Consider the following 23,889-nt stretch of genomic DNA (forward strand, 5'->3'; position numbering starts at 1 on the left):
TTGCTTGCCGCATAACATAGGGTTGCGGCAAGTCCTTGCCAAGGCGAACCGGAGCCGCCGCCTACCTTTTCCGTGAGGAATCCTTAACTGGCAGCCGGGGGAAAACGTCGCATCCGAGCAAAACCGCTAACTCGACGCCAAATCTAAGCTCGAACTGCGGCAAAAAACGGTCGAAAGGCGCAAGCAGCGGGCGAACGGTACTTCGTTCGGCCATTCCTTTGTTTTGGCGATCCTCCGTCGAAAGGAGAGCATTGGCTTCGATGAAAGGCATTGCCGCAACGGCTCGCATGGCGATCGCGGGCGGCACGCCGGGAAACAGCGCCAGCGCCTCGTCGCGATCCGGAGCGGTCGGGCTGACGATGATGTCGTCCGGGCCGGCGTTCGTGATGCGGTAGCGACCGTCCCAGATCGCCGTATTGCCCGGGGGAATGTGCAGCGGCAGTATGCCGCGGTTTTCGCGGACGAGATAAAGCCCCTCGCGGCGCCGGTCGAAGATCACCCGGCCGGCGGTGATACGGCCCGGCAGCCCGCCGTCGAGAAAGGCCATCACCCGGTCCATGCTGTCGCTGCCGAGCGCATGCGCCCTGCCCCCGAGCACCGCCGCAAGCAACGACAGCGCATGACGCCGCACTGCCGCATCACCCTGCAACCCCACGGGATCGATATGCGCCAAAACACCTTGGGCGATCGTCACATGCTTCCGTAGAAGCCGCGCCGCCTCGTCGGAAAGCGCGGTGCGCCGCGTGGCGGCCGCGGCCTGGGCGGCGGCATCGAACGGGCTTTCCTGCGCCAGCCGCCCGCGGATCCTCACCCGCTCGTAATGCGGATCGACATTGCTGGGGTCATCGATCCAGCCCAGCCCTTCTTTCGTCAGGAAAGCGCGGATATCGGATCGCCGCGTCGCAAGAAATGGCCTGAGCAGCCAGCGGCGGCGGTCGAGAAGCACCGCCTGCGCCATGCCGGCGAGGCCGGAATTCTCCTCGCCCTCGCCGCGGGCGGCGCGCATCGCAATCGTTTCGGCCTGATCGTCAAGCGTGTGGCCGGTGACGATCGCCGTTGCGTCAATCTCGTCGGCGACGTCAATCAGCAGCCGGTAGCGTGCCTCGCGGGCGGCGGCGGAAACGCCGGTCCGGGGCTTTTCCCCCTCCCACCGGCGGATGAAATGGGGAATGCCGAGTTTGGCGCAAAGGGCTGCGACAGCACGCGCCTCGTCAGCGGATTCGGGCCTCAGCGCATGATCGACCGTCGCAGCGAAAAGCGACAGGCCGGAACCGGCAGGATTAAATTTGGAAAGGGCGATCAGCAGCCCGCAGGAATCGCTGCCCCCGGAAATTGCCACGAGAAGCCGCGCGGGTCTGGCGATATCGGCAATCAGCCGCTCGGCCGCCTGTTCAGGCGACAGGATTTCCGGCCCCGCGGTCACCAGACAACGACGCCGCGGATCAGCAGGCGAGACGCTTCTGTTCGCTGCCGACCTTGGCAAGCACGGCCTTGGGCGCGCTCGGATAACGCCGGGTGACTTCCTTGAGGGTTGCGCAGGCCGTGTCTGTATTGTCGAGTGCGGCAAGCGACATGCCGAGCTTCAGCAGCATTTCCGGCGCCTTGGGCGATTTGCCGTAGGTCTGGTGCGCATTGAGGAAGGTCTTGGCGGCGTCGTTGTATTTTCCCTGAGAATATTGGGATTCGCCGAGCCAGAAGCTCGCATCCGCCACCTTGGCGCCCTTCGGAAACGCGGCCAGATAACCGTTGAATTCTTTTTCGGCGAGCGGATAGTCGCCGGCCAGGACATGGTTGTAGGCGGTCTGGTAGGCATCGTTCTCGCTGCCGAGCGACGCGGTCTGCTGCGGATCGGTTCTGCCCGTGGGCCCCGGCGGCGTCTTGGGCGGAACCTGCGGGCCGGTCTCGACGCCCGGAAGCCCGGCGGCATTGTTGGCCCGGTCGTTGCGGCTTGCGCCACGCGGATTGCCGTTCTGGTCGAGATCCATCGAACCGAGCGTCGTCGGAGGCGGCGCGCGGCCCGGTGCGGTCGCCCCGCCTGCACCCTGGCCGGTCGGGGATTCGATGATCCGTGCGACATCGTCGGAGGACTGGGCTGGAGCGGTCGCCTGCGGCAATGGCGGCTGGGCGGCGGGAGCCCGGTTGGACGCCACGGCCGGTTTCCCGGCCGCGTCGTCCACTTCGGTGCGCTTCTTCTTTTCCAGGTCCTGGAAGCGGAATTCGTTGTCTTCCTGCGTCTTGCGCAATTGCTCCTGCATCTGCAGCAGCTGAAAACTCATTTCCTCGATCCGGCCGTTCAACTGGCGGACCTCTTCCTGGAGCTGCTGGATACGGACGGCCTCGTTGCTCTGCGCCAGAATGACCGGGGGCGGAGTGGTTTCCCGCGGCTGGTCTGCAGCAGGCTGATTGCTGCCCGGGAAGAGTTTCGGCAGCGACAAAGCCCCGGCCGGGGCGCTCGTCGCCATCAGCCCCAGCATTGCTGCCAAGACAAGTTTCTTCATCTTTGTCCGTCCTGCTCTTTAGTCTGCGCCGGATTGGCGCGAGAGGAGATTTTTCCAACTGCCGGCAAAAAGCAACCGAGCTCCTTGTCAAAAATCCCGGAAAACAGGGCCAAACTATGGAAAAAACAAAAAGGCGGCCCGAAGACCGCCTTTTATTCCCGAGCTGTTGCTCGGATCACATGCCGGCGCCGCCGAGGACGGTAACCGCGCGACGGTTCTGCGACCAGCAGGAGATGTCGTCGCAGACGGCAACCGGGCGTTCCTTGCCGTAGGAGATGGTCTTCATACGATTCGCCGGCACACCGCGCGAGGCGAGATATTCCTTGGCGGCGGCGGCACGACGCGCGCCGAGCGCCAGATTGTACTCGCGCGTGCCACGTTCGTCGGCATGGCCTTCGACGGTGATCGCGTAGTTCGGATAGCGGGCCAGCCACTGCGCCTGACGGTCGAGCGTCTGCTGGGCGTCGGCGCGGATCGAGGTGCTGTCGGTATCGAAGAAGATGCGGTCGCCGACATTGACGGTGAAGTCCTGGGTCGAGCCGGGCGTTGCCGCGCCGGCGCCGTTGAGGCCGAGTTCACCGGCATTGTTCGGCAGGTTCTTCTTGTTGGCGCAGCCGGCGAGCGCAAGTGCCAGCGTCAGTGCGATGACGGCAGGATTGCGGGCGAGGATCTGCATGCGGCTCATGGCCGAAGTATCGATGCGGCTCATGGCCGGTCTCTCCTTGATCAGTATTTCAGAGTTTCCAGATTCTAACCGGGTTCGGTTAACCATGATCAAATTCTTATGGTTAACAAAATATTCCCGACGTCCCTTTTCGTTCATTTTCAGCAGATTAAGGCGGGAAAGAGGCGCAAAACCGCCTCTTTTGCCCCAATCGCTATTCAAGCAGCGGCGACCACGCCGGGTCCGAACCATAGGACGGCGTCTTGACCTGGAGTTCGTTATAGCCGGTCAGGTCGATGGAATAGAGCTGCGGGCCGCCGGCCCCGGCATTCTGACGGAAGAACATCAGCACGCGGCCGTTCGGCGCCCAGGTCGGACCCTCGTTGTGGAAGCCGGTCGTGAGGATGCGCTCGCCCGAGCCGTCCGGCTTCATGACGCCGATGGAGAACTTGCCGCCCGACTGCTTGGTGAAGGCGATCAGATCGCCGCGCGGCGACCAGACCGGCGTCGAATAGGAGCCGTCGCCGAAGGAGATGCGGGTCTGGCCGGAACCGTCGGCATTCATCACGTAGATCTGCGGGCGGCCGCCGCGGTCGCTTTCAAACGCGATACGCCCGCCGTCCGGCGCATAGGAAGGTGACGTGTCGATCGCGGCCGTGGAGGTGAGCCGCGTCGTGGTGCGCGAGCGCAGGTCCATCGTATAAATGTTGGAATTGCCTTCCTGCTGAAGGCTCATGATCACCTTCTGGCCGTCCGGAGAGAAGCGCGGCGAGAACGTCATGCCCGGGAAATTGCCGACCACTTCGCGCTGCCCGGTCTCGAGCTGCAGCAGGTAGACCCGCGGCTGGTTGCCCTCGAACGACATGTAGGTGACTTCCTGCCGGCTCGGCGAGAAGCGCGGCGTCAGCACGATATCCTTGGTATTGGTCAGCATGCGGACGTTGAAGCCGTCCTGGTCCATGATCGCCAGCTGGCGCTGGCGGGCGGTCTTCGGACCGCTTTCGGAGACGAATACGACACGGGTGTCGAAATAACCGTTCTCACCGGTGATCTGCTTGTAGATCGCATCGGCGATGATATGGGCGACCCGGCGCCAGTTCTCCGGCTGGGTGAAGAACTGCTGGCCGGTCATCTGGCTGCCGGCGAACGTATCCCACAGGCGGAACTCGGCGCGCAGGCGTCCGTCGTTCTCGCGGGTAATGCGGCCCGTCACCAGGGCCTGCGCATTGATGACCTTCCAGTCCTCGAAGCGCGGCGCCTTGTTGGGATCGGAGATCTTTTCGATGAAGGCCTGTTTGTTGATCGGCGCGAAAAGCCCGGAACGCTGCAGGTCGGCGGCGATCACCTGGGAAATCTGCGCACCGAGATCGTTGTTCGACTGGAAATCCGTCACTGCGATCGGCAGCGGCTGAATATTACCCTTGTTGATGTTGATCTCAACGACAGCATTGGCCGGGGTGGCGGCCATGAAGGCCGTCAACATCCCCGCGGCCACCATTACGGCGCGGAAAAAAGAACTCTTGATCATTTACACAAGCCTTTCAGCTTCACACGGGAGTTTCGGGGCAGGTTCCGTGTCATCGGTTCCATACCTGCCGGCTCACAATGCGAACTCCGACGGATCGAAGTTCAGCACCAAAACGTTCCAACCTTTTTCGCCCTCATACTTGGCGACGGGCAAATTCTTGAGCGGAGCGGATTTCATCAGGGCGCGGCGCGTGCTGCCCTCGACCGCACGCCGGGTTCCTTCCGGACCGCCGGTGGCGGTCACTTCGGGGTCGCCGACGATATTGCCGGACTGATCAAGCTGCACCCGGATCTTCACACGAACTTCCGAGACGCCGGTCAAGCCGCCGACGAGCGCCCAATTGCCCTGGATCTGACCCTTGACGTTGTCGATCTCGCTGGAGCTCAGGCCGACGCCGATGGTCTTGGTATCGCCCCGGGCGGCCACCTGGGTGGAACGCTTGGCACCGCCACCGGATGCCTCCTGCTTGTTCAAGAGGGCTGCGATCTGGTCGGCGTTGAAATCGCTCGCCATCGAGGACGACGACTTGGCGGTTTCCTGCTGCTTGCCTTCCTTCTTGTCGGACGGTTTGACCGAGGCGGTCGCCTTGTTGTCGGTCTTGGCAGTCTCGGTCGGCTTGGCCGTATCCGGCTTCGTCTCGGCCGGCTTTTCAGCCGGTTTCTCGACGGGCTTGGCCTGTTCCTTCGGCGGTTCGGGCTTCGGCGGCTGCGGCTTCGAAACCGGCGTCGGAACCGCTTGCGGCAATTCGCCCGTCTCGGACGTGTTCTCGCTCTGCAGCGGCACCGGCGTCGGCTTGGCGGCCTCCGGCTTCGGCGGCGTAGGCTCGGGCTTCGGCGGAGTGGGTTCTGGCTTCGGCGGCACGATTTCCGGCTTGGGCTGCGGCAGGGCGGCCATCTCCGTCGGCTTCGGCGCCGTCTCTTCCTTGACGATGTCCTTGACCTGGTTCTGTTCCGGCGTCGGAGTGGGGGTCGGCCGTTCCACGGGCTTCGGAGCCGCCGTCGTTTCGGTCGGCGTGGGCTTGATGGTCGGCGTCGGAGGTGTCTTCAGGTCGATGTCGTTCTCGCCGGCGTTCTGGGCGTTCTCGACGATCTTCTGGTTCTTGGTTTCCTTCGGCGAAGGCTTCTGGCTGGCAGGCGCCTTCTTGTCGCCCTGCTGGGTCTGGGTGATCGATTCCACGGAGACGATATCGACGGGAAGCGCGTCTACCTCGGCCACGTCGAAAGACGCGGGCGCGCTCAGCGAGACGAGCGCCAAGCCGAGTACCAGCGAGTGTAGGACCAGCGATGTGCCGAGACTGACCTTCATGGCGCCGCGATCACTTCTCCTGTTCCTGCAGGGTCACGAGGCCGATATTCTTGTACCCGGCAGAAGAGATGCGGGCCATGACCTTCATGACGACACCGTAGGCCGCGGTCGTATCGCCGCGCACGTAGATACGCTCGTTATAGCCTGTGGTGGCGATGGCCTGGAGCTTCGGCACGATCTCCTCGAGGGCGATCGGCGTTTCCTGCAGATAGATTTCGCCCTTCGGATTGACCGAGACGGTGATCGGCTGGGTATCGGCGTTCATAGCCTTCGCCTGCGTTTCCGGCAGGTCGATCGGCACGCCGACGGTCATCATCGGGGCGGCCACCATGAAGATGATGAGCAGCACGAGCATGACGTCGACGAGCGGCGTCACGTTGATTTCGCTGATCGCACCGCCGCGACGTCCGCCGCGCCTGCGACGACCGCCACCCGATTTTGCTCCTCCGGCCGACATACCCATGAGACGTTACTCCTTGAGCCCGATAGGCTGTTACTGCGCCGCCTGGCGCGGCTGCAGCTTCTCGTCGATCTGGCGCGACAGGATGGCGGAAAACTCGTCCGCGAAACCTTCCATGCGGCCCGAAAGCTTGCCCGCATCGGCGGTGAACTTGTTGTAGGCAATGACCGCCGGGATAGCGGCGACCAGGCCGATCGCGGTGGCGAGCAGCGCTTCGGCGATGCCGGGTGCGACGACCGCGAGATTGGTGGACTTCGAACCGGCGATCGCCTGGAACGAGGTCATGATGCCGACGACGGTACCGAAAAGACCGATGAACGGACCGGCCGAACCGATCGTCGCCAGCGAACCGAGGCGCGCCTCATAGGTCTCCGCCTCGCGCGACATGGTGACGTCCATCGCCCGGTCGATACGCATCTGCAGGCCGATCGGCGAGCGCGCGCCGCGCTCGAAGCTCTTCTTCCACTCGCGCATGGCCGCGACGAAGATCGCAGCAAGACCGGTGTTGGTCCGCTCCGACAGGGTACGGTAAAGTTCCTCGAGCGACTGACCGGACCAGAACACCTGCTCGAACTGGTCGAACTGGCGCTTGGCCTTGCCGAAGCTGATATATTTGTCGATCACGATCGCCCAGGTCCAGACCGATGCGCCGATGAGGCCGACCATCACCAGCTTGACGACCAGACCGGCCTGCATGAACAGCGACCAGAGGCTCACTTCGCTCGCCGCTGCCGCCAAACCTACCTGTTCCATCTACTATCCCCGAATCCAAACGCCCGGCTTTAAGGACCGGGCGGTTCAAAAGCGCTCTCGCGAGTATGTCTTTGATCGCCGGATGCGCTTAGCCCTAACCCCAAGATACCCTGAGCTTCAAGCTTGGCTTCTCGCTTTCAATTTTGGTCAAAGGAAGGCGTGCGTTGCACAAATTCCTCATGTCTCAGTAAGACACCATTATCGTTAACGAAAGGTTTAGGCGAGCCTTGCAATCGGCAGTTCCCAGATCACTTGAAGTTGGAACAAGGAAAGCCGACGACTTCCAACTTAGTTTTTTCTCATTCACGGGTTATGACACTGCGAGAATCGGATTCCCGGGGACACACCATGTGGCGCGCAGTGATGATAGCCTTGACGATGTTGATCGCGGCGCCGGGCTATGCCGCCTCGGTCGATTGCAAGGGCGTCCCCTCGCCCGATGAACGGATCGTCTGCAACGACCCCCTCCTTTCGGCGCTGGACACGCTGCTTCCGCGGGTCCAGGAAAAGGCTGAACGGGAGAAAAAGGCCGAGATTCGTCAGGCTCTGCGGGATTTCACAAGCGACCGGTCAACCTGCGGCTCCGACCGATCCTGCGTTCTGAGCACCTATATCGCGATCCTTGGAGAGCTCGGCGGGCCTAAGAGCATTCCCGCCGACATCACCGCCAGCACGATCGCCGGCGGGCGGGCCAAGCCCTCCCCCGCATTGCCGGGGAAGATCGGCCAATGCTCCGTCACCAACGTCACCGCGGTCCATCCGCGGGTGGGCCAGGATCCGATCAAGGACGAGGATTACGATGCCGGGACCGGCATCGAATATGCCAATGAGGGCTACCAGGTCTCCTACGCCCGCGAAGAGGCGCTGATCGCCTCCAAGCCCGGCGACAAGGTGACCATGTGCCTGATTTCCATTCCCAAACGCTGCCCGGCAGGCGACGACCGGGGCCGCGAATATTTCGTCACCAATGCCCGCACCGGCCAGAGCTGGGCGATGGCTGATTCGCAGCATGCCTGCGGGGGTCCGTAGGTCCCGCCTTAAACCGGGTTGACCTGCTCCGCCGGGCGCCCGAGAAACTTTTCCGCCACGCTCTCCGGCAGCCGGCGCGGACGCCCGTGCCTGTTGATGACAGCGATCACCACTTTCGCGGCGATCAGCAGCGTGTCGCCGCGGCGGATTTCCTGGTTGAGCACCATTTTCGCGCCACCCGCTTTTTCGGTGATCGTCTGGATGATCAGGATATCGTCCATGCGGGCCGGCTGCTTGAAGTCGATCTCCATCCGGTGGACGACGAAGACCAGGCCCTCCTCGTCGGCGGAAAGCAGCGCGCTCTGCTCGCAGCCGAGGCAGCGCAGGTAATCGGTGCGGCCACGCTCCAGGAAATGCAGGTAGCGGGCGTGATAGACGAGGCCGGAAAAATCCGTGTCTTCGTAATAGACGCGCTGGGCCAGCCGATGGCCGCCTTCCATCAACTCGCCCGATAACAAAAAATTGTATTCCTTCATGGTCTTGCCCTGGAAATTCTCAAGCCTCCACTGGATAGGCGCGCAATGCCGCCCCAGTTTTGACGTCCTGTCACATATCCTCCCTATCAGGAAATAAGTCGAAAACCAGCGGAGACCAACTCATGAAGATTGCAGTCCTGGGCGGCGACGGTTTCGTCGGGTGGCCGACATCGCTTCACCTGTCCGACGCCGGCCACGAGATCCATATCCTCGACAACCTCTCCCGCCGCTGGATCGATACCGAGCTCGGCGTCCAGTCGCTGACGCCGATGGACAGTATCCAGGAACGCACCCGCATCTGGCATGCCGAAACCGGCCGCCGCATCCATTTCCACCTGATCGACCTCGCCAAGGATTATGAACTCCTGAAGGGCTGGCTGGCAAAACACCGCCCCGACGCCATCATCCATTTCGCCGAGCAGCGGGCCGCGCCCTATTCGATGAAAAGCGACCGGCACAAGAACTACACCGTCAGCAACAATGTAAACGCCACCCACAACCTCTTGAATGCATTGGTCGAACTCGATCTCGACGCGCATCTCGTGCATCTCGGCACGATGGGCGTCTACGGATATTCGACGGTCGGCGCGGCGATCCCGGAAGGATATCTGCCAGTCGGCATCGAAACGGCCGACGGCCGCACCGTCTCGCAGGAAATCCTCTATCCGAGCAATCCCGGCTCGATCTACCACATGACAAAATGCCTCGATCAGCAGCTCTTCCAGTTCTACGCGAAGAACGACGGATTGCGGATCACCGACCTGCACCAGGGCATCGTCTGGGGCACCCATACCGAACAGACCCGCCGGCACCCGCAATTGATCAATAGATTCGACTATGACGGGGATTACGGGACGGTCTTGAATCGTTTTCTCATCCAGGCGGCCATCGGTTATCCGCTCACCGTCCACGGCACCGGTGGCCAGACGCGCGCCTTCATCCACATCCAGGATTCGGTGCGTTGCATCGAGATCGCACTGAGCAATCCGCCCGCCCGCGCCAGCCGTGTCGAGATCTTCAACCAGATGACGGAAACCCATCGGGTGCGCGATCTCGCCGAAATGATCTCGGAAATGACCGGTTCGAGGATCGCCTGGCTGCCCAATCCGCGCAAGGAAGCGCCGGAAAACGAACTGGTGGTGAAGAACGAGAAATTCCTGGACCTCGGCCTCGAACCGACCACGCTCGGCGAAGGCTTGCTCGGCGAGATCGTCGATGTCGCGAAGAAATACGCCTACCGCGTTGATAGATCACGCGTTCCCGCCGTCTCCGCCTGGACCAGGGACATTGCGGCGAAGGTGGAACATGACCCGGAGGGCGTGAGGTTAAAGTCTGTGTCGTGAGCGCGACGGGAATGCCGCGGGTCACCCCATCCTCCCTCATTCCTATGCTTGTCACAGGAATCCAGCCGCGGCGCGTCCGCGCCGTGAAAGGCTCTTCATCCGCATCAAGTGCATCTCTCGCGCCCAAGGACTTGGGCGCACTCGATTCCTGTGACAAGTACAGGAATGAGGAAGCGTATGGGAGCCGCCCCGCCTTATGACCAACGCCTTCGTCACGCTCGTCACCAATGCCGACTACGCGATGGGCGCCACCGCGCTGGCCCGTTCCATCCGCCGTACCGGCACGGGCGCCGATATCGTCGTCCTCCATACCGGCGGGGTCGAGCCCCCTGCCCTCGGCCCGCTCGAAGCCCTTGGCTGCCGGCTGGTCGAGGTCGAACACCTGCCCCTCTCCGACGCCTTCAATGAACGGCATGCCCGAAAAAACCTGCATGGCGCCGCCCCCTTCACCAAAGGCCGCAAGCCGGATTTCCACACGCCGCTCGACAATTTCTGCAAGCTCCGCCTCTGGCAACTCGCCGACTACGAAACCTGCGTCTTCATCGACGCCGATGCGCTGGTGCTGAAACCTATCGACAAATTGTTTTCTTATCCGGAATTCTCCGCCGCCCCCAACGTCTACGAAAGCCTCTCGGACTTCCACCGCCTGAATTCGGGTGTCTTCGTCGCCAAGCCTTCCGCGGGGACCTTTGACAGGATGCTTGCGGCGCTCGATCAGCCGAACGCCTTCTGGCGGCGAACCGACCAGACGTTTCTGGAGACCTTCTTTCCCGACTGGCACGGCCTGCCGGTATTCACGAACATGCTGCAATATGTCTGGTTCAACATGCCCGATCTCTGGGACTGGGAGAGCATCGGCGTGCTGCACTATCAGTACGAAAAACCGTGGGAAAAGGATCATCCGAAGGCGGACCGGCTGCGGCCGTTGATCGACCTCTGGCAGGCATTTTACGAGAATCGCGAAATCCCCGCCCTCTCCTCCCTGCCGAAACCGGGAGAGACGCCATGAAGGTGTTGGTATCCGGCGGAACGGGCATGGTTGGCCGCTACATCGTCGAAGGTCTGCTTGATGCCGGGTATCCGGTCATTGTCGGAGGCCAGAGGCCGCCGGCGCCCGGCTTCTTTACCCGGCCCGTGCAGTTCGTCCCCCTTTCGCTCGATCCCGCCCTCGACCAGATCGAGGCCTTCGACGACGCCTATTTCTTCGTCCATGCCGCCTTCGACCACCTGCCGGGAAAATACCGCGGTGGCGAGGGCGACGATCCCGATCGATTCCGCCGGCTGAACCTCGATGGCACTGTAAAGCTGTTCGAGACCGCCAAGAAGGCCGGCACCCGCCGGGTGATCTTCCTGTCGAGCAGGGCCGTCTATGACGGACAACCGGCCGGAACGGTGCTCGACGAAGATCTGGCCTTGAAGCCGGACGGCCTCTACGGCGAGATCAAGCTCTGGGCCGAGGGAGCATTGGCGGAACTCTCGGCCCCCGGCTTTGCCACCTCGTCTCTCCGGCTCACCGGCGTCTACGGCAATCTGCGCCCCGGCAAATGGGACGCTCTCTTCACCGACTTCCTGGCCGGCCGGCCGATTGCCTCCCGGGCGGGAACGGAAATCCACGGCCGCGACGTCGCCGCCGCCGTTCGCCTCATGTTGGAAACGGAGACCGGCAGGATCGCCGGCCAGGTCTTCAATGCATCGGATATCCTGACCGACACGACCGAAATCCTCGGCTATCTGGCCGGCCCCCGTGGCAATCTGCCGCCGCCGGCGGATCGCAGCACCGTCAACGTGATGTCGACGGACAAGTTGAAGGCGCTCGGCTGGCGGCCGGGCGGCGCGCCGCTTCTGCGGCAGACGATTGCGGAGCTTGCAGCCGCTCTCAATGCGACTGCGTGAAGCGCCGCATCTTTGCCTCGTTCTTTGCCTTTTCGATCGCCTTCTTGTGCTCCTCGGCCCATTTCTGGCCCGCATCGCCACCCCAGAGCAGCCAGGCGATATACCCGGTCGACGGATTGTCGTCGTCGCCAAAATTCTCGGCCCGCTTGTCCGCCTTGTGGCGCGAGAAATAGCTCACCATCCGCCGCACCGTCTTTTCCGAAATCGACTTCCGGTTCTTGAGGTCCCGGGCTCTGGCCACGCCGACCATCGTGCCGCCCCGGCGGTGCTGGGAGCGGAGCTTCAAACCTTTCTCTGCCGCCTCCGCCACTTCGGCGGGCGGAATGTGATTGGGGATCTCGCTATCCATGGGTCTTCCTCAGCTCGGACTGGCTTTTGAGAACGCGGTCACCGTCTTGCTGGCGGATGAGGAACGCAGGCTCGTCGGCATCCGCCCTGCGCCTGATCGTCTTGCCCTTGATCCTGCGCTCCACATCGCTGGTGAATTTCCGGGTGACCCTGCCCCTGGCCTCGGATCGCCCCCAGGTCCACGCGACCTCGTTTCCGATCTCGATCTTCTGCATGGCGTTCTCCTTTCGGGGGAGAAACGGCAAGCGGCGCGCAGATGTTCCCGCCCGAATGCAGGCGGAGGGAACGCTCGATCCATCGTGCGTTGGCAGCCGGATGCCCGTGGCGGCCTATCGGCCCGGACCGGAGGCGGAAGGAGATGGAGTCAGGTTTTCAGGTCGAGATCGCCGTCGCGCCAGACGAGGTGCCGCGGGCTTGCCGGCAGGTTCTCGATCTCCTCGGCGATGAAGTAGGGCGGGATATCGAGCAGCCTCAGCGCCTCGGTCGTCGCCGGTACCCATTTGAATTCCAGGTCATGTTCGTCCTTGATCCGATGGACGATATCCGTCGGATGGAAGGGAAACGTCTCCGGGATGTCCATCAGATAGTAATAACCGAGTTCATGCCAGTCGCGGTCTTCGTAATGGAAGAAATTCTCGACCGACCAGAGCAGCCGACGGACCGCCACCTCGACGCCGATTTCCTCGACCATCTCGCGTTTGAGCGTCTCTTCCGACGTCTCCCCAATCTCCGCCCGCCCGCCTGGAAAGGTCCAGAAGGCCTCGTCCACGGCGCGATGCACCAGCACGTAGCCGTCCCGGAACCCAAGCCCGGCAATCCGCATCTGGAAGATACGCTTGCTCTTGGTCTTGATACGGATGCGAGTGCGGCCTGGCATGCGGTTTACCCCAGTTCGATTACGACGATTTCCGGCCTCGAGCCCACTCTCACCGGCAGGATGGAACAGCCGAGGCCCCGGGACACGATGAGATCACGCTCCCCCTCACGATAATGTCCCGCCGGATAGCGCCGAGAGCCCTTCGATGCAGCGGCGGGCTGCCAGCCCAGAATATTAATCTGGCCACCATGGGTATGACCCGAAAGTGTCAGACTGACCCTCTCGCTTACCTGCGGAAATATGTCCGGCTCATGTGCCATGAGCAGCACCGGCGCGTCATCGTTAATCTGCGCGAGCGTTCCCGGAAGATCGTCGATGCCCCTCATCCTCATCCGCTTGAAGTCTTTGCCGGGGCGCAGAGCCATCTGGTCGCCGAGACCCGCCAGCCAGAACGGGTGGCCGTCTTTCTCCAGCCTGACGGCCTCGTTGATGTAGGTCGGTATTCCAACGGCCCTCAGTGCAGCCGCCGCGATGTTCTCAGCGAGGGGATCTCTCTGGAAGCGAAGATCCTCCCAATGGTCATGATTGCCGAGCACTGCATGAACGCCGAGCGGCGCCTTCAGCACCGAGAACACCCGCGACCAATCCGCCAACGGGATATGCTCGGTCAGCAGGTTCATTCCCGATACGTAATCGCCGAGCAGCAGGACGACATCCCCGTTCAGCGCATTGGCCGCCGAACAGATCGACCCGATCCGGTCGAGGCTCATCCAGGGCTCGCAGGCGTGGATATCCGCCAGGACGACAACACGCAGCTTCAATCCCGGCGTCCATCGCCTGGGCGTAACGGCATATTGCGTCAGCCGCGGTCGTGCCATCACCTCCACGAAAGGATAGGCGGCCAGAGCGAACAAGGTCGCAACTCCTCCGGCAAAGGCCTTGAGCAAAGTCCGCCTTGTGAGCACTCAGTCATCCTCGGTAAACATCCGGAACTGCGCTGCCTCGAGATCCTTCGGCGGCTGCATTCCCAGATGTTTCCATGCGTTTGCGGTCAAAACGCGGCCTCGGGGCGTGCGCTGGATGAACCCCTGCTGGATCATGTAGGGTTCGATGATGTCCTCGATCGCATCGCGCGGTTCCGACAGGCCGGCGGCGATCGTCTCGATCCCGACCGGCCCACCGCCGAAATTGACGGCGATCATGTTGAGGTAGCGTTTGTCGAGCTGGTCGAGACCCATGTTGTCGACCAGAAGCCGGGTCAGCGCCTCGTCGGCGATCTCCCTCGTCACCGCCTCGGCCCTCGCCACCTCGGCGAAATCGCGCACCCGGCGCAACAGCCGCCCTGCGATGCGCGGCGTGCCGCGGGCGCGTCTTGCAATCTCGCGGGCGCCGTCATCGGTCATCGGCAGGCCCATCAACCGCGCGCCGCGCCGCACGATCAGTTCCAGTTCCTCGACCGTATAGAAGGCCAGCCGCACCGGAATGCCGAAGCGGTCGCGCAGCGGCGTGGTGAGCAGGCCAAGACGGGTCGTCGCAGCAACCAGCGTAAACTTCGACAGGTCGATCTTCACCGACCGCGCCGCCGGGCCTTCGCCGATGATCAGGTCGAGCTGGAAATCCTCCATCGCCGGATAGAGGATTTCCTCGACCGCCGGATTGAGCCTGTGGATTTCGTCGATGAAGAGCACGTCGCGCTCTTCGAGATTGGTGAGCAGGGCCGCAAGATCGCCCGCCTTGGCGATCACCGGGCCTGAAGTGGAGCGGAAATTGACCCCGAGCTCCTTGGCCATGATCTGCGCCAGCGTCGTCTTGCCGAGGCCGGGCGGGCCGACGAACAGAACGTGGTCCAGCGCCTCGCCGCGGTTCTTCGCCGCCTCGATGAACACCTTCAGGTTGGCGCGCGCCTCCGCCTGGCCGGTGAATTCGTCCAGCGACTGCGGGCGCAGCGTCGTATCCAGGTCTTCGCCCCGCTTTTCCGGCGTTATCAGGCGGGCGGGTTCACTCATGCGAGAAGTTCCATTCCGGGGACGTATCGGGCAGCGGTTTTGTCGAAGGTTACCATGCTTGAGCAACCAACTCTCTTTGCAAATTCTGCGATCAGATAGTCTGCAATATCAAACTTGCCGAAACCATCGGCCACGAACATGCTTTCTATAAAATCAGAATCTTCGAAGACAAGCTCTCGACTTTCCATCAGCCCTCGAAAGAGCGACGCAATCTCTTGGTTCTTGTAGCCATAGCTCTTCCGCATGACCCAGCATGCTTCGGCAAAAACGAAGAGCGAGATATAGGCTGGATCTTCAGCCGATCTGGAGCGGAAGAACTCAACGGCGCTTTCGTATTGTTTCAGATCGTCCGTCATCAGGAATCTGAGAAGTACGTTCGTATCGATTCCAATCACGCATGATCCTCCGATCATCATCGGCCGCCGCTTGCGCAACAGCGTCATCCAGTTCGTCGATGGTCAACCGAACGCCATTGGGCGCATGGCCGAGAATACCGGCAAACTCCATGATGCTCCGCGTCTTGGCTCTCAATTTGACTTCACCATTCTCGATGATGAAATCCATCTGATCGCCCGGATTAAGATTGAGATATTTCCTGACTTCGATTGGAATCGTCGTCTGACCTTTGGAGGTCAATTTCGCACCATAACCCATGAGCACCTCCATTCCTTACTTTTCACTATAGTAAGGAACAAGGAAAAAGCAAGGAATCACCGAGCCAGTTCCTTCAGCCCCAGCCGGATGAGCTTGGCGCTGTCGCCGCCCTCGCCGCCATTCTTGAGCGCCGCCGCGACCGCGTTCGCAGCCTGATCGCGCGAATAACCCAGATTGGTGAGCGCCGAGACCGCATCGGCGACCGGTGCCGCGGCCACGCCCTCGCCCAGTTCCTGCTTCAGGCCGATATTGACCGAGGCCTCGCCGGCGAAGGCAGGCGCCTTGTTCTTGAGTTCGGTGACTATACGCACCGCCACCTTCGGCCCGACGCCTGGCGCACGCGAGACTGTCGTCTTGTCCTGCAGCGCGATCGCATTGGCGAGCTCGGACGGCGTCAGGGTGGAGAGCACGGCGAGCGCCACCTTGGCGCCGACGCCCTGCACGCTTTGCAGCAGGTTGAACCATTCCCGCTCCAGCGCCGTCAGGAAGCCGAAAAGCTTGAACTGGTCCTCACGCACATAGGTCTCGATGAACAATACGACCGCCTCGCCGACCGAACCCATCCTCGACAGCGTGCGCGACGAACAGAACACCTCGTAACAGACGCCATGCACATCGACGAGCACGTAGTCGTCGCCGATTTCGTCGATAGTGCCTTTGAGCTTGCCGATCATGAAGGATGTCCGTCAGGGATGGGTTTCGGGGGAGATGATGTCGAGCGCAGGAAAATAGGCGCGGTACCGGGCCGCATCGCGGGTCAGCAGACGATGCGACCGCACCAGCGCATGGGCGCCGATCAGGAAATCGGGAAGCGTTCGTTCCCGCAGCCCACCGGCCCTGCGGTATGAGAAATGCGCCTTGCCCGCCTGGAACGCAGCGCCATAGGACAGGGGCTCCCGCTTCATGCCGAGCCAGCCGAATGCCAGGGTAATCTCGAGCTCGCTGAGCGGCGATGCAGCCAGTTCCGACCAGATGACTGGATTAAGGATGAGCTCGCCCTCTTCCGCGCATCGTTTCAGCGCGGCGTGCGACCATGTCCGGGATGGCGAGGCAGGCCCGAGCATGTCGATGAGGACATTGGTATCAACGACGGTCGAGGTCATCGCGCGGGCCCCGAAGCCAATCGATATATTCGTCGGCCGTCATGCCGCCGAGATCCCAGGTGCCCTTGACGCTGTCCGCCCATTCCTCGAAGCTCTTGAAGTCCTGTCTGCCGTCATCGAGCCTGACCAGCCTTACGCCGTCTTCATCAACCACGAAATCCACCTCCGACCCCGGCCCGATCTTCAATCGGTCGCGGATTTCCTTGGGGATCGTAACCTGGCCTTTTTCGGTGACGCGCATGGTAATACCTCTGCGGTATTACTAATCCGCTCAACCAGAACAAGTCAAGAACAAACTAGCCGGCCAAGGCGGCTCGCATGCGATGGCCACCCCGGTTATGGGCGTGGCAGATGGCAATCGCCAGCGCGTCGGCGGCGTCATTGCCCTTGAACTCCGCCTTCGGCATCAGGATTTTCAGCATCATGTGAATCTGCTGCTTTTCGCCGTGGCCGACCCCGATCACCGATTTCTTGACGGCGTTCGGCGCGTATTCAGCAACCGGCAGCCCGGCCCGCGCCGGCACCAGCATGACCACGCCCCTTGCCTGGCCAAGCTTGAGAGTGGCGACCGCGTCCTTGTTGACGAAAGTCTGCTCGACGGCCGCCTCGTGCGGCTGGTAGGCATGCACCACTTCCGCCAGCCCGTCATGCAACTGGCAGAGGCGGGAGGCGAGGTCCATGTCACCATCGGAGGTCACGGTGCCGGAGGCGACGAAGCGCAGGCTGTTGCCGAGCGTCTCGATGATACCCCAGCCGGTGCGCCGAAGCCCCGGATCGATGCCGATGATGCGAATCGTGCCTGTCATGCCCATACCCTATCCTGATGCCCTGATCAGTGCCACGAGAATGTGAACAAACCGAAAACGAGCCCGAACCTCCGTTAACCTTTGACTAACCATGTCGGGAAGGTTCGCCTCGTTTCAGCGTACCGTTTGGCAACGCCTTTGCCCCTCGTGCGTTGCAGATCGCGGCTTGGACGCAATGTGAGGAGACGGCCCATGATAGGCAGACGTCATTCCCTGTCCCTGAAGGTGATCGGGCTTGTTCTGGCACAGAACGGGATTTTCGCGGGGCTCTTCCTTTATATTGCCGACGAGCTGACGCTCTTCGAGACGTTCGGCATCGCTGCATCGCTGATCATCCTGACCCTCGTCACGATCTCCCTTGCCGGCACGCTCATCAATCCGCTGCGAGACATCGCCGGGACTGCTTCTGAGATCGCCGCCGGCAACACGGGTGTGCCCCGTGAACATCTGGGGCGCACCGATGAGATCGGCTCGATCTCCCGGGCGCTGGAGCAGCTTTGCCGCAATCATCTCACCCGCCTCGTCGAGGACGAAGAAGCGCTTGAGCGGCAGGAGACGGACGCGGCGGACGCCCGCATGGGCGACCTTGAGGCGGCCGCAGATGAGGCACAGGGCCTGAGGACGGTGGTCGAAGCTCTCGACGGCGGCCTGCGGCGGCTCGCGGTCGGCGATCTCACCGTCCGGATCGAGATGCCGTTTCCCGAAAGATACGAGGGCCTGCGGGCGGATTTCAACCATGCCCTGACCATTCTGGAAGACGTGCTCGGAATGATCGGCAGCTGCGCCCACGGCCTTCACACTGACTGCTCCGAGGCTCGCGACGAAATCACCAGAACCGCAGAGGCCGGGGGCCGGCTGACGGCAACCATCGCCAAGGCGGCCGCGGATGTCGGGAAGCTGGCCGAAACGCTGAGGGAGCGAAAGATACAGGCCCGGCACGCGGCCGAAATCGCCAACAACGCCCGGCTCGACATGCGTCCGCCGAAGGAGATGATGCAAGCCGCAACGGTGGCGATGGAGGCCATCCGCAAGGCATCGCTCGAGATCGAGCCCGCCACGGCGACAATCCGCGAGATCGCCTTCCAGGCCAATATGCTGGCGCTCAACGCCGGCATCGAAGCGGCCCGTCCGGGTGACGCCGAGGCCGGCTTCAAGACCGTGGCCGAGGAAATCCGCGGGCTTGCCGAGCGGGCCGCCGAGGCGGCCAAGGAGATCTCCGGCCTGTCCCGAAGGTCGGCGGAAGCGGCCGAACTCGGCGGCAGGTCTGTTGAAAAGGCGGGCGGAGAACTGGATGCGATGACGATCTACGCGGATGCCTTGCACGCTCACGTCGCGGCACTTGCGGCAAGCTCCGGCAAGGAGATCGAAACGGTCGCAGCCGTCAGGACCACGATGATGACGCTTACCAAGGCGGGCCGCGACCAGGTCGGCGCCCTGGATGCGCTGACGGCAAAGCTCGGCCGCATGAACCGGGATATCGGCGCGATCGACCATCATGCAGGGCGATTCACGCCCATCACGATCCTCAACGCGGGAGGGGTGACGGTCCCGGAAAGCCTCAAACCCGCGAAACCCGGCTCGCACCTGCGCCTTGTCAAGTCGTGAAGCCGGAGGGGCCACACGCCCGGACCTATCCGGCGTTTGTTTTTCCGTTGGCCGCAGGGTCGTATTTCTGGACGGGACTGCCTAGATAAGTGGAACACCCTGTCATATTCCGCCTTCAGGACGTTCCGATGATCCCGTTTTCCATTCTTGACCTTTCACCCGTCGGTGAAGGTTATTCCGTCAGCGATGCGCTCGACCAGTCCCGCCGCCTGGCGATCAAGGCAGAGGAGCAGGGCTACAAACGCGTCTGGCTCGCCGAGCACCACGGCATGCCGGGCATTGCCAGCGCCGCAACCGCGATCGTCATCGGCCATGTCGGCGCCGCCACCAAGACCATCCGCGTCGGCTCAGGCGGCATCATGCTGCCCAACCATTCGCCGCTCGTCATTGCCGAACAGTTCGGCACGCTGGAAGCGCTGCTGCCAGGCCGCGTCGATCTCGGCCTCGGCCGGGCGCCGGGGACCGACATGCGCACCGCAAGCGCGCTGCGCCGCAATCTCGATGCCGGCGCCGAGAGTTTTCCGCACGACATTCTCGAACTGCAGCGCCTGCTCGGCACGCCCGAAAAGGACCAGGGCCTGCTCGCCACCCCGGGCATGGATTCGCATGTGCCGATCTGGCTGCTCGGATCGAGCGTCTACAGCGCCCATCTCGCGGCCGCCCTCGGCCTGCCCTATGCGTTTGCCTCGCATTTCGCGCCTGACATGCTGATGGAAGCGATCTCGATCTACCGCGACCGTTTCCAGCCGTCCCTCCAGCTCGACAAACCGTACATGATGGTCGGCGTCATGGGCGTCGCGGCGGAAACGGATGCCGAGGCTGAGCGCCATTTCACCTCGTCGCAGCAGCAGTTCGTCAACCTTCGCAAGAACGTCCGCACCCGCTTCCCGAAGCCCGTCGACAGCATGGAAGGTTTCTGGACGCCGATGGAAAAGATGAACGTCGAGCACACGCTGCGTTACGCAGCGGTCGGCTCCGTCGCAACCGTCGAGGCAAAGCTCAGGGAATTCCTGGAGGAAACCGGCGCCGACGAACTGATCGTCTCGATGCCGATCCACGATGTCGATGCACGGCTGCGCTCGGTCGAACTGTTCGCGACGCTGCCGATGATGGAAAAGGTGAAGGCCTGAAGGCGGCCGATTGGCGCCCCTCATCCGCCTGCCGGCACCTTCTCCCCGCTCGCGGGGAGAAGGACATATGCCGCGCCATTCCCCCCTCATCCGAGGTCTCGCGGGGCACGTCCCCTCGCCCCGCTTGCGGGGAGAGGGCTAGGGTGAGGGGCAGGATCGATCTCAGGCCGAAAGCTTGGCCATGACCTCTTCGGAAACCTCGAAGTTCGAATAGACGCTCTGCACGTCGTCGTCGTCTTCCAGGTTGTCGATCAGCTTCAGCAGCGACTGAGCCTTCTCCTCGTCCACCTCGATCGTGTTCTGCGGCCGCCAGATCACCTTGACGGTCTCGGCCTGGCCGAGCGTTGCTTCGAGCGCCTTCGACACTTCGCCGAGGCTTTCGAAGGCGCAGATGATCGTGTGGCCTTCCTCGTCGGTGGTCACGTCGTCGGCGCCGGCCTCGATCGCCGCTTCCATCACCTTGTCCGCATCGCCGACGCTCGCCTTGTAGGTGATTTCGCCGACGTGATCGAAGGAGAAGGAAACCGATCCGGTTTCGCCGAGTACGCCGCCCGCCTTGGTGAAGATCGAGCGGACGTTGGAGGCCGTGCGGTTGCGGTTGTCGGTCAGCGCCTCGACGATGACGGCGGTGCCGCCCGGGCCGTAACCCTCGTAACGGACGGAATCATAGTTTTCCGCGTCCGCGCCGGCAGCCTTCTTGATCGCCCGGTCGATATTGTCCTTTGGCATCGACTGCGCCTTGGCGTTCTGGATCGCCAGCCGCAGTGCCGCGTTCATGGTCGGGTCAGGCAGACCCGTCTTGGCAGCGACGGTGATTTCGCGCGCAAGCTTGGAAAACATCTTCGACCGGATCGAATCCTGCTTGCCCTTGCGGTGCATGATGTTTTTGAACTGTGAATGGCCAGCCATGGCACCCCTGACACTTTAGCTTGTTCTGGAACTCGTTCTGGAATGGCGCCTTATAATTTCGAAGCCCAAGCCGTTCAAGGGCATTCCAGTTCAAGGCGGGGCTTTTCCTGACGCTGCACCGCCGAACAAGACCAGGAACAAAGCCAGGGCCTTGCCGTTTGTCACCCAGACCAACCGCAAAGGAGACAATCCATGGCAAGCCTTACCGAAGCCCGCGAAGCGCCCGAACGCCAGCTCTGGGACGAGATCAGCAAAATCCATGCCGGCATGCTCGGCATCGAGGGGGCGCACATGCATTTCCAGCCGATGGCGCCGAATGCCGATCCCAAATCGAGCACGATCTGGTTCTTCACCAAGGCCGACACCGATCTGGTGCGCGCCATCCGCGCCGGCAGCCGTGCCCATTTCTGCGTCGTCGGCAAGAACCATGATTACCACGCCTGCCTGTCCGGCACGCTGGAAGTCCGCAACGACCGCGCCAAGATCGACGAATACTGGAGCGCCGTGACCTCGGCCTGGTTCGAGCACGGCAAGGAGGACCCACTTCTGACCCTACTCGCCTTCCGGGTCGAGGACGCGGAAATCTGGGCCTCCACCGACAGCACGCTGAAATTCGGCTGGGAGATCGCCAAGGCCAACCTGAAGGACGAGAAGATGCCGGATGTCGGCGTCAAGCAGCACCTCGCCTTCCCGCAGTTCCACTAGACCCGGATCATCAGGCCGCAGGGGTCAAAGCCCCTGCGGCACCAAAATCGTCGGCTTTTTCGGCAGGCTGCGCATCGAGACCCGGATGGTCGGCTCCCTGGCATAGGCTATGTCGAACTTCGCGTCGAACATGGCGATGAAATTGTCGAGCGGCGGCCCCCAGCGATGCATCGGCAGGATCAGCGATGAGCGCAACCGCTGCACCACCCGGCTCATGCTGTCCGCACCCATCGTCAGGCCGCCATCGACCGGCACCATCAGGATGTCGAGGCGGCCGATCTCGGTATATTGCGCCTCGTTCAGCTCGAAATGCAGGTGGCCGAGATGACCGATGCAGAGGCCGGCGACTTCGAAGATGAAGATCGAATTGCCGTTTTCCTCGATCCCGCCGCCCCAGTTGCGAATGTCCGACATGACGTTGCGGATATAGACATCCCCCAGCATCAGCCTGTGCTGGACCTTCTCACCCGGCACGTCGCTCCAGCCGTGCAGCACATGCTTGATGCCGGGATCGGGGTTGAGCGTAAAATGGGTGGTATGCGCCTTGTTCATCGTTGCCACGTCCGGCAGGCGCGACGGCCGATAGGCGCCGCTATAGTCGGTGGCGATGCCGATCCCCTCCGGCGTCTCGATAAAATAGGTCGAATGGCCGACAAAGGTGATCTTCACTTCCTCCCGCTCGGCCATGGTCAAGGACTTGTTCGCCTGGGCGAACTGCAAGCCCGAGGGGTTGAAGCTCGCGAAGGTGACGCCGGGCAGCTTCTGGGCGATCGCCTGGCACTGGCTGATAGGCAGGCCATCCTGCGCGAACGCGGCAAAGGCGGACAGGAGGAGGCCGGAAAGACCGAGTGCGAGAGCCCGTAGCATCATGCTGATCCCAAAGAACTGCGTTCATGCTCATTCCCGGCGAAAACATGCGGCAACGCGAAAGACCGGTCCAGCCGCAATCGCCGTGGCCCGTCTCACAATTCTGTCATTGGTCGAGGTCAGGGAATTGATTATTGAAAACTATCGGCAGCGCCCGCCAGCAGCCGGATCGGAAGCGCAAAAGGATTTTCCATGAAGCACGACATCGCAATCGAGACCCGGGACGGAACGGCCAAGGCTGCCGTCGTCAAGCCGGAAAACGGCGCGGCGACGACCAAGGGCGTCATCCTCTACATGGACGCCTTCGGCCCGCGCGAAGCGCTCCACTGGATGGGCCAGCGGATTGCCGATGCCGGTTACATCGTGCTGGTTCCCGATCTCTATTACCGCTCCGGCGAATATGGTCCGTTCAACGCGAAGACAGCCTTCAGCGAGGAAGCCTCCAAGACCCGGATCAGGGCGATGATGCAGGCAGCCACCCAGGAACTGACGGCGCAGGACGGCGCTGCTTTCATCGCAGCGCTGGAGGCCGAAGGCATCACTGGCGCGATCGGAACGGTCGGGTACTGCATGGGCGGCGCACGCGCAATCACCGCGGCGGCTCACTATCCGGAACGCATCAAGGCGGCGGCGAGCTTCCACGGCGGCAATCTCGCAAGCGAGGCCGAAGACAGCCCCCATCGGCTGGCCGACAGGATCAAGGCACGCATCTATGTTGGCGTCGCCGGCATAGACAACAGTTTTCCGCCTGAACAGTCCGCCCGCTTCGCCGAAGCCTTTCGCGTCGGCGGCGTCGATCATGCGGTCGAGAACTATGTCGGCATGGCGCATGGCTGGACGGTGCCGGACCACAATGTCTACGACAAGAGCGGTTCCGAACGACACTTCAAGCGCTTGCTGACCCTGTTCGAAGAAACTCTCTGAACGACAAAGGGGGGCGGCTTCGCGCCGCCCTTCTGGGGCCCGTCACCCACCCCATTCGCCATGCTC

Annotated in this window: 29 protein-coding genes; 8 read left to right on the forward strand and 21 right to left on the reverse strand. The window is 62.4% G+C overall.

What is annotated here, in order from left to right; translation table 11 throughout:
• Window positions 1-61: 61 nt before the first annotated feature.
• From tilS to tolQ, 7 genes are all read right to left on the reverse strand, one after another.
• Window positions 62-1,423 (reverse strand): tRNA lysidine(34) synthetase TilS, encoded by a 1,362-nt coding sequence (tilS, locus tag ACSQ8R_RS13885; RefSeq protein WP_436253909.1) that lies wholly within the window; start codon window positions 1,421-1,423, stop codon window positions 62-64.
• 19 nt (window positions 1,424-1,442) lie between these two features.
• Complete coding sequence (gene ybgF, locus ACSQ8R_RS13890) at window positions 1,443-2,498, reverse strand: tol-pal system protein YbgF (RefSeq protein WP_436253910.1); 1,056 nt, start codon at window positions 2,496-2,498, stop codon at window positions 1,443-1,445.
• A 175-nt stretch (window positions 2,499-2,673) separates the two neighbouring features.
• A complete protein-coding gene (pal, locus tag ACSQ8R_RS13895; RefSeq protein WP_046632108.1) occupies window positions 2,674-3,207 on the reverse strand; it encodes a peptidoglycan-associated lipoprotein Pal in 534 nt (177 codons plus the stop codon).
• Window positions 3,208-3,376: 169 nt separating this feature from the next.
• Window positions 3,377-4,690 carry a Tol-Pal system beta propeller repeat protein TolB gene (tolB, locus tag ACSQ8R_RS13900; protein WP_436253911.1) on the reverse strand — a complete coding sequence of 438 codons (1,314 nt, stop codon included), beginning with the start codon at window positions 4,688-4,690 and terminating at the stop codon, window positions 3,377-3,379.
• A 72-nt stretch (window positions 4,691-4,762) separates the two neighbouring features.
• Window positions 4,763-5,995, reverse strand: a complete 1,233-nt coding sequence (locus ACSQ8R_RS13905; protein WP_436253912.1) for a hypothetical protein — start codon at window positions 5,993-5,995, stop codon at window positions 4,763-4,765.
• 10 nt (window positions 5,996-6,005) lie between these two features.
• Window positions 6,006-6,458 carry a protein TolR gene (gene tolR, locus ACSQ8R_RS13910; protein WP_436253913.1) on the reverse strand — a complete coding sequence of 151 codons (453 nt, stop codon included), beginning with the start codon at window positions 6,456-6,458 and terminating at the stop codon, window positions 6,006-6,008.
• 30 nt (window positions 6,459-6,488) lie between these two features.
• Window positions 6,489-7,208: a protein TolQ gene (gene tolQ, locus ACSQ8R_RS13915; RefSeq protein WP_436253914.1), complete on the reverse strand. Its 720-nt coding sequence runs from the start codon at window positions 7,206-7,208 to the stop codon at window positions 6,489-6,491.
• A gap of 363 nt (window positions 7,209-7,571) precedes the next feature.
• Here tolQ and ACSQ8R_RS13920 point away from each other — a divergent pair, with 363 nt between their 5' ends.
• On the forward strand, window positions 7,572-8,237 hold the full coding sequence (locus ACSQ8R_RS13920) for a lysozyme inhibitor LprI family protein (RefSeq protein ID WP_436253915.1): 666 nt from the start codon (window positions 7,572-7,574) through the stop codon (window positions 8,235-8,237).
• Between the two features lie 8 nt (window positions 8,238-8,245).
• Here the strand turns inward: ACSQ8R_RS13920 and ybgC are convergent, their stop codons facing one another.
• On the reverse strand, window positions 8,246-8,713 hold the full coding sequence (ybgC, locus tag ACSQ8R_RS13925; protein ID WP_436253916.1) for a tol-pal system-associated acyl-CoA thioesterase: 468 nt from the start codon (window positions 8,711-8,713) through the stop codon (window positions 8,246-8,248).
• Between the two features lie 122 nt (window positions 8,714-8,835).
• Here ybgC and ACSQ8R_RS13930 point away from each other — a divergent pair, with 122 nt between their 5' ends.
• From ACSQ8R_RS13930 to ACSQ8R_RS13940, 3 genes are all read left to right on the forward strand, one after another.
• The gene (locus ACSQ8R_RS13930; RefSeq protein WP_436253917.1) at window positions 8,836-10,056 is read left to right on the forward strand and encodes an NAD-dependent epimerase/dehydratase family protein; all 1,221 of its coding nucleotides are present in this window, start codon (window positions 8,836-8,838) and stop codon (window positions 10,054-10,056) included.
• A gap of 196 nt (window positions 10,057-10,252) precedes the next feature.
• Window positions 10,253-11,065, forward strand: coding sequence for a glycosyltransferase (locus ACSQ8R_RS13935; protein WP_436253918.1), 813 nt, complete (start codon window positions 10,253-10,255; stop codon window positions 11,063-11,065).
• A complete protein-coding gene (locus tag ACSQ8R_RS13940; RefSeq protein ID WP_436253919.1) occupies window positions 11,062-11,949 on the forward strand; it encodes an NAD-dependent epimerase/dehydratase family protein in 888 nt (295 codons plus the stop codon). Before ACSQ8R_RS13935 ends, ACSQ8R_RS13940 begins: the two co-directional genes overlap by 4 nt.
• Here ACSQ8R_RS13940 and ACSQ8R_RS13945 read toward each other — a convergent pair.
• The 11 genes from ACSQ8R_RS13945 to ruvC all read right to left on the reverse strand — a co-directional run bounded on the left by ACSQ8R_RS13945 (window position 11,933) and on the right by ruvC (window position 17,683).
• Window positions 11,933-12,298 carry a hypothetical protein gene (locus ACSQ8R_RS13945; protein WP_436253920.1) on the reverse strand — a complete coding sequence of 122 codons (366 nt, stop codon included), beginning with the start codon at window positions 12,296-12,298 and terminating at the stop codon, window positions 11,933-11,935. The two genes, ACSQ8R_RS13940 and ACSQ8R_RS13945, sit on opposite strands and share 17 nt — an antisense overlap.
• The gene (locus tag ACSQ8R_RS13950) at window positions 12,291-12,512 is read right to left on the reverse strand and encodes a DUF2945 domain-containing protein (protein WP_436253921.1); all 222 of its coding nucleotides are present in this window, start codon (window positions 12,510-12,512) and stop codon (window positions 12,291-12,293) included. The genes ACSQ8R_RS13945 and ACSQ8R_RS13950 overlap by 8 nt, the downstream gene beginning before the upstream one ends.
• Window positions 12,513-12,661: 149 nt before the next feature.
• On the reverse strand, window positions 12,662-13,174 hold the full coding sequence (locus tag ACSQ8R_RS13955; RefSeq protein ID WP_436253922.1) for an NUDIX hydrolase: 513 nt from the start codon (window positions 13,172-13,174) through the stop codon (window positions 12,662-12,664).
• Between the two features lie 5 nt (window positions 13,175-13,179).
• Complete coding sequence (locus ACSQ8R_RS13960; protein ID WP_436253923.1) at window positions 13,180-14,079, reverse strand: metallophosphoesterase; 900 nt, start codon at window positions 14,077-14,079, stop codon at window positions 13,180-13,182.
• The gene (gene ruvB / locus ACSQ8R_RS13965) at window positions 14,080-15,120 is read right to left on the reverse strand and encodes a Holliday junction branch migration DNA helicase RuvB (protein ID WP_345924349.1); all 1,041 of its coding nucleotides are present in this window, start codon (window positions 15,118-15,120) and stop codon (window positions 14,080-14,082) included.
• Window positions 15,117-15,476, reverse strand: a complete 360-nt coding sequence (locus tag ACSQ8R_RS13970; RefSeq protein ID WP_436253924.1) for a PIN domain-containing protein — start codon at window positions 15,474-15,476, stop codon at window positions 15,117-15,119. Before ACSQ8R_RS13970 ends, ruvB begins: the two co-directional genes overlap by 4 nt.
• On the reverse strand, window positions 15,439-15,774 hold the full coding sequence (locus ACSQ8R_RS13975) for an AbrB/MazE/SpoVT family DNA-binding domain-containing protein (RefSeq protein ID WP_436253925.1): 336 nt from the start codon (window positions 15,772-15,774) through the stop codon (window positions 15,439-15,441). The genes ACSQ8R_RS13970 and ACSQ8R_RS13975 overlap by 38 nt, the downstream gene beginning before the upstream one ends.
• 56 nt (window positions 15,775-15,830) lie before the next feature.
• Window positions 15,831-16,448 carry a Holliday junction branch migration protein RuvA gene (ruvA, locus tag ACSQ8R_RS13980; RefSeq protein WP_436253926.1) on the reverse strand — a complete coding sequence of 206 codons (618 nt, stop codon included), beginning with the start codon at window positions 16,446-16,448 and terminating at the stop codon, window positions 15,831-15,833.
• Window positions 16,449-16,460: 12 nt separating this feature from the next.
• Complete coding sequence (locus ACSQ8R_RS13985; RefSeq protein ID WP_436253927.1) at window positions 16,461-16,877, reverse strand: type II toxin-antitoxin system VapC family toxin; 417 nt, start codon at window positions 16,875-16,877, stop codon at window positions 16,461-16,463.
• Complete coding sequence (locus ACSQ8R_RS13990; protein ID WP_436253928.1) at window positions 16,858-17,118, reverse strand: AbrB/MazE/SpoVT family DNA-binding domain-containing protein; 261 nt, start codon at window positions 17,116-17,118, stop codon at window positions 16,858-16,860. Before ACSQ8R_RS13990 ends, ACSQ8R_RS13985 begins: the two co-directional genes overlap by 20 nt.
• A gap of 55 nt (window positions 17,119-17,173) precedes the next feature.
• Complete coding sequence (ruvC, locus tag ACSQ8R_RS13995) at window positions 17,174-17,683, reverse strand: crossover junction endodeoxyribonuclease RuvC (RefSeq protein ID WP_436253929.1); 510 nt, start codon at window positions 17,681-17,683, stop codon at window positions 17,174-17,176.
• Between the two features lie 192 nt (window positions 17,684-17,875).
• On the opposite strand from ruvC, the gene ACSQ8R_RS14000 reads away from it, so the two are divergent.
• Window positions 17,876-19,288 carry a methyl-accepting chemotaxis protein gene (locus tag ACSQ8R_RS14000; RefSeq protein ID WP_436253930.1) on the forward strand — a complete coding sequence of 471 codons (1,413 nt, stop codon included), beginning with the start codon at window positions 17,876-17,878 and terminating at the stop codon, window positions 19,286-19,288.
• A gap of 128 nt (window positions 19,289-19,416) precedes the next feature.
• On the forward strand, window positions 19,417-20,418 hold the full coding sequence (locus ACSQ8R_RS14005; protein ID WP_436253931.1) for an LLM class flavin-dependent oxidoreductase: 1,002 nt from the start codon (window positions 19,417-19,419) through the stop codon (window positions 20,416-20,418).
• 162 nt (window positions 20,419-20,580) lie between these two features.
• On the opposite strand, the gene ACSQ8R_RS14010 is transcribed toward ACSQ8R_RS14005, so the two are convergent.
• Window positions 20,581-21,327, reverse strand: coding sequence for a YebC/PmpR family DNA-binding transcriptional regulator (locus ACSQ8R_RS14010; RefSeq protein ID WP_436253932.1), 747 nt, complete (start codon window positions 21,325-21,327; stop codon window positions 20,581-20,583).
• Between the two features lie 192 nt (window positions 21,328-21,519).
• Between ACSQ8R_RS14010 and ACSQ8R_RS14015 the strand changes: the two genes are divergently transcribed.
• Window positions 21,520-22,032, forward strand: a complete 513-nt coding sequence (locus tag ACSQ8R_RS14015) for a pyridoxamine 5'-phosphate oxidase family protein (protein ID WP_436253933.1) — start codon at window positions 21,520-21,522, stop codon at window positions 22,030-22,032.
• 24 nt (window positions 22,033-22,056) lie between these two features.
• Here ACSQ8R_RS14015 and ACSQ8R_RS14020 read toward each other — a convergent pair whose 3' ends face one another.
• Window positions 22,057-22,902 (reverse strand): MBL fold metallo-hydrolase, encoded by an 846-nt coding sequence (locus ACSQ8R_RS14020; RefSeq protein WP_436253934.1) that lies wholly within the window; start codon window positions 22,900-22,902, stop codon window positions 22,057-22,059.
• Window positions 22,903-23,091: 189 nt separating this feature from the next.
• Between ACSQ8R_RS14020 and ACSQ8R_RS14025 the strand changes: the two genes are divergently transcribed.
• Window positions 23,092-23,823 (forward strand): dienelactone hydrolase family protein, encoded by a 732-nt coding sequence (locus ACSQ8R_RS14025; protein WP_436253935.1) that lies wholly within the window; start codon window positions 23,092-23,094, stop codon window positions 23,821-23,823.
• Window positions 23,824-23,889: the final 66 nt, after the last annotated feature.

It is taken from the genome of Neorhizobium sp. LjRoot104 (assembly GCF_964253725.1).
Lineage (GTDB): Bacteria > Pseudomonadota > Alphaproteobacteria > Rhizobiales > Rhizobiaceae > Neorhizobium.

Bases quoted from the DNA above. Each gene is read 5' to 3' on its own strand.
- ACSQ8R_RS13970 (WP_436253924.1), bottom strand. From the start codon at position 15,476: ATGACGGACGATCTGAAACAATACGAAAGCGCCGTTGAGTTCTTCCGC.
- ACSQ8R_RS14005 (WP_436253931.1), top strand. From the start codon at position 19,417: ATGATCCCGTTTTCCATTCTTGACCTTTCACCCGTCGGTGAAGGTTAT.
- ACSQ8R_RS13950 (WP_436253921.1), bottom strand. From the start codon at position 12,512: ATGCAGAAGATCGAGATCGGAAACGAGGTCGCGTGGACCTGGGGGCGA.
- ACSQ8R_RS13975 (WP_436253925.1), bottom strand. From the start codon at position 15,774: ATGGGTTATGGTGCGAAATTGACCTCCAAAGGTCAGACGACGATTCCA.
- ruvB (WP_345924349.1), bottom strand. From the start codon at position 15,120: ATGAGTGAACCCGCCCGCCTGATAACGCCGGAAAAGCGGGGCGAAGAC.
- tolB (WP_436253911.1), bottom strand. From the start codon at position 4,690: ATGATCAAGAGTTCTTTTTTCCGCGCCGTAATGGTGGCCGCGGGGATG.
- pal (WP_046632108.1), bottom strand. From the start codon at position 3,207: ATGAGCCGCATCGATACTTCGGCCATGAGCCGCATGCAGATCCTCGCC.
- ACSQ8R_RS13985 (WP_436253927.1), bottom strand. From the start codon at position 16,877: ATGACCTCGACCGTCGTTGATACCAATGTCCTCATCGACATGCTCGGG.
- ybgC (WP_436253916.1), bottom strand. From the start codon at position 8,713: ATGAAGGAATACAATTTTTTGTTATCGGGCGAGTTGATGGAAGGCGGC.
- ruvA (WP_436253926.1), bottom strand. From the start codon at position 16,448: ATGATCGGCAAGCTCAAAGGCACTATCGACGAAATCGGCGACGACTAC.
- ACSQ8R_RS14000 (WP_436253930.1), top strand. From the start codon at position 17,876: ATGATAGGCAGACGTCATTCCCTGTCCCTGAAGGTGATCGGGCTTGTT.
- ruvC (WP_436253929.1), bottom strand. From the start codon at position 17,683: ATGACAGGCACGATTCGCATCATCGGCATCGATCCGGGGCTTCGGCGC.
- tolR (WP_436253913.1), bottom strand. From the start codon at position 6,458: ATGGGTATGTCGGCCGGAGGAGCAAAATCGGGTGGCGGTCGTCGCAGG.
- ACSQ8R_RS14025 (WP_436253935.1), top strand. From the start codon at position 23,092: ATGAAGCACGACATCGCAATCGAGACCCGGGACGGAACGGCCAAGGCT.
- ACSQ8R_RS14015 (WP_436253933.1), top strand. From the start codon at position 21,520: ATGGCAAGCCTTACCGAAGCCCGCGAAGCGCCCGAACGCCAGCTCTGG.
- ACSQ8R_RS13945 (WP_436253920.1), bottom strand. From the start codon at position 12,298: ATGGATAGCGAGATCCCCAATCACATTCCGCCCGCCGAAGTGGCGGAG.
- ACSQ8R_RS13930 (WP_436253917.1), top strand. From the start codon at position 8,836: ATGAAGATTGCAGTCCTGGGCGGCGACGGTTTCGTCGGGTGGCCGACA.
- ACSQ8R_RS14010 (WP_436253932.1), bottom strand. From the start codon at position 21,327: ATGGCTGGCCATTCACAGTTCAAAAACATCATGCACCGCAAGGGCAAG.
- ACSQ8R_RS13935 (WP_436253918.1), top strand. From the start codon at position 10,253: ATGACCAACGCCTTCGTCACGCTCGTCACCAATGCCGACTACGCGATG.
- ACSQ8R_RS13940 (WP_436253919.1), top strand. From the start codon at position 11,062: ATGAAGGTGTTGGTATCCGGCGGAACGGGCATGGTTGGCCGCTACATC.
- ybgF (WP_436253910.1), bottom strand. From the start codon at position 2,498: ATGAAGAAACTTGTCTTGGCAGCAATGCTGGGGCTGATGGCGACGAGC.
- ACSQ8R_RS13955 (WP_436253922.1), bottom strand. From the start codon at position 13,174: ATGCCAGGCCGCACTCGCATCCGTATCAAGACCAAGAGCAAGCGTATC.
- ACSQ8R_RS13905 (WP_436253912.1), bottom strand. From the start codon at position 5,995: ATGAAGGTCAGTCTCGGCACATCGCTGGTCCTACACTCGCTGGTACTC.
- ACSQ8R_RS14020 (WP_436253934.1), bottom strand. From the start codon at position 22,902: ATGATGCTACGGGCTCTCGCACTCGGTCTTTCCGGCCTCCTCCTGTCC.
- tolQ (WP_436253914.1), bottom strand. From the start codon at position 7,208: ATGGAACAGGTAGGTTTGGCGGCAGCGGCGAGCGAAGTGAGCCTCTGG.
- ACSQ8R_RS13990 (WP_436253928.1), bottom strand. From the start codon at position 17,118: ATGCGCGTCACCGAAAAAGGCCAGGTTACGATCCCCAAGGAAATCCGC.
- ACSQ8R_RS13920 (WP_436253915.1), top strand. From the start codon at position 7,572: ATGATAGCCTTGACGATGTTGATCGCGGCGCCGGGCTATGCCGCCTCG.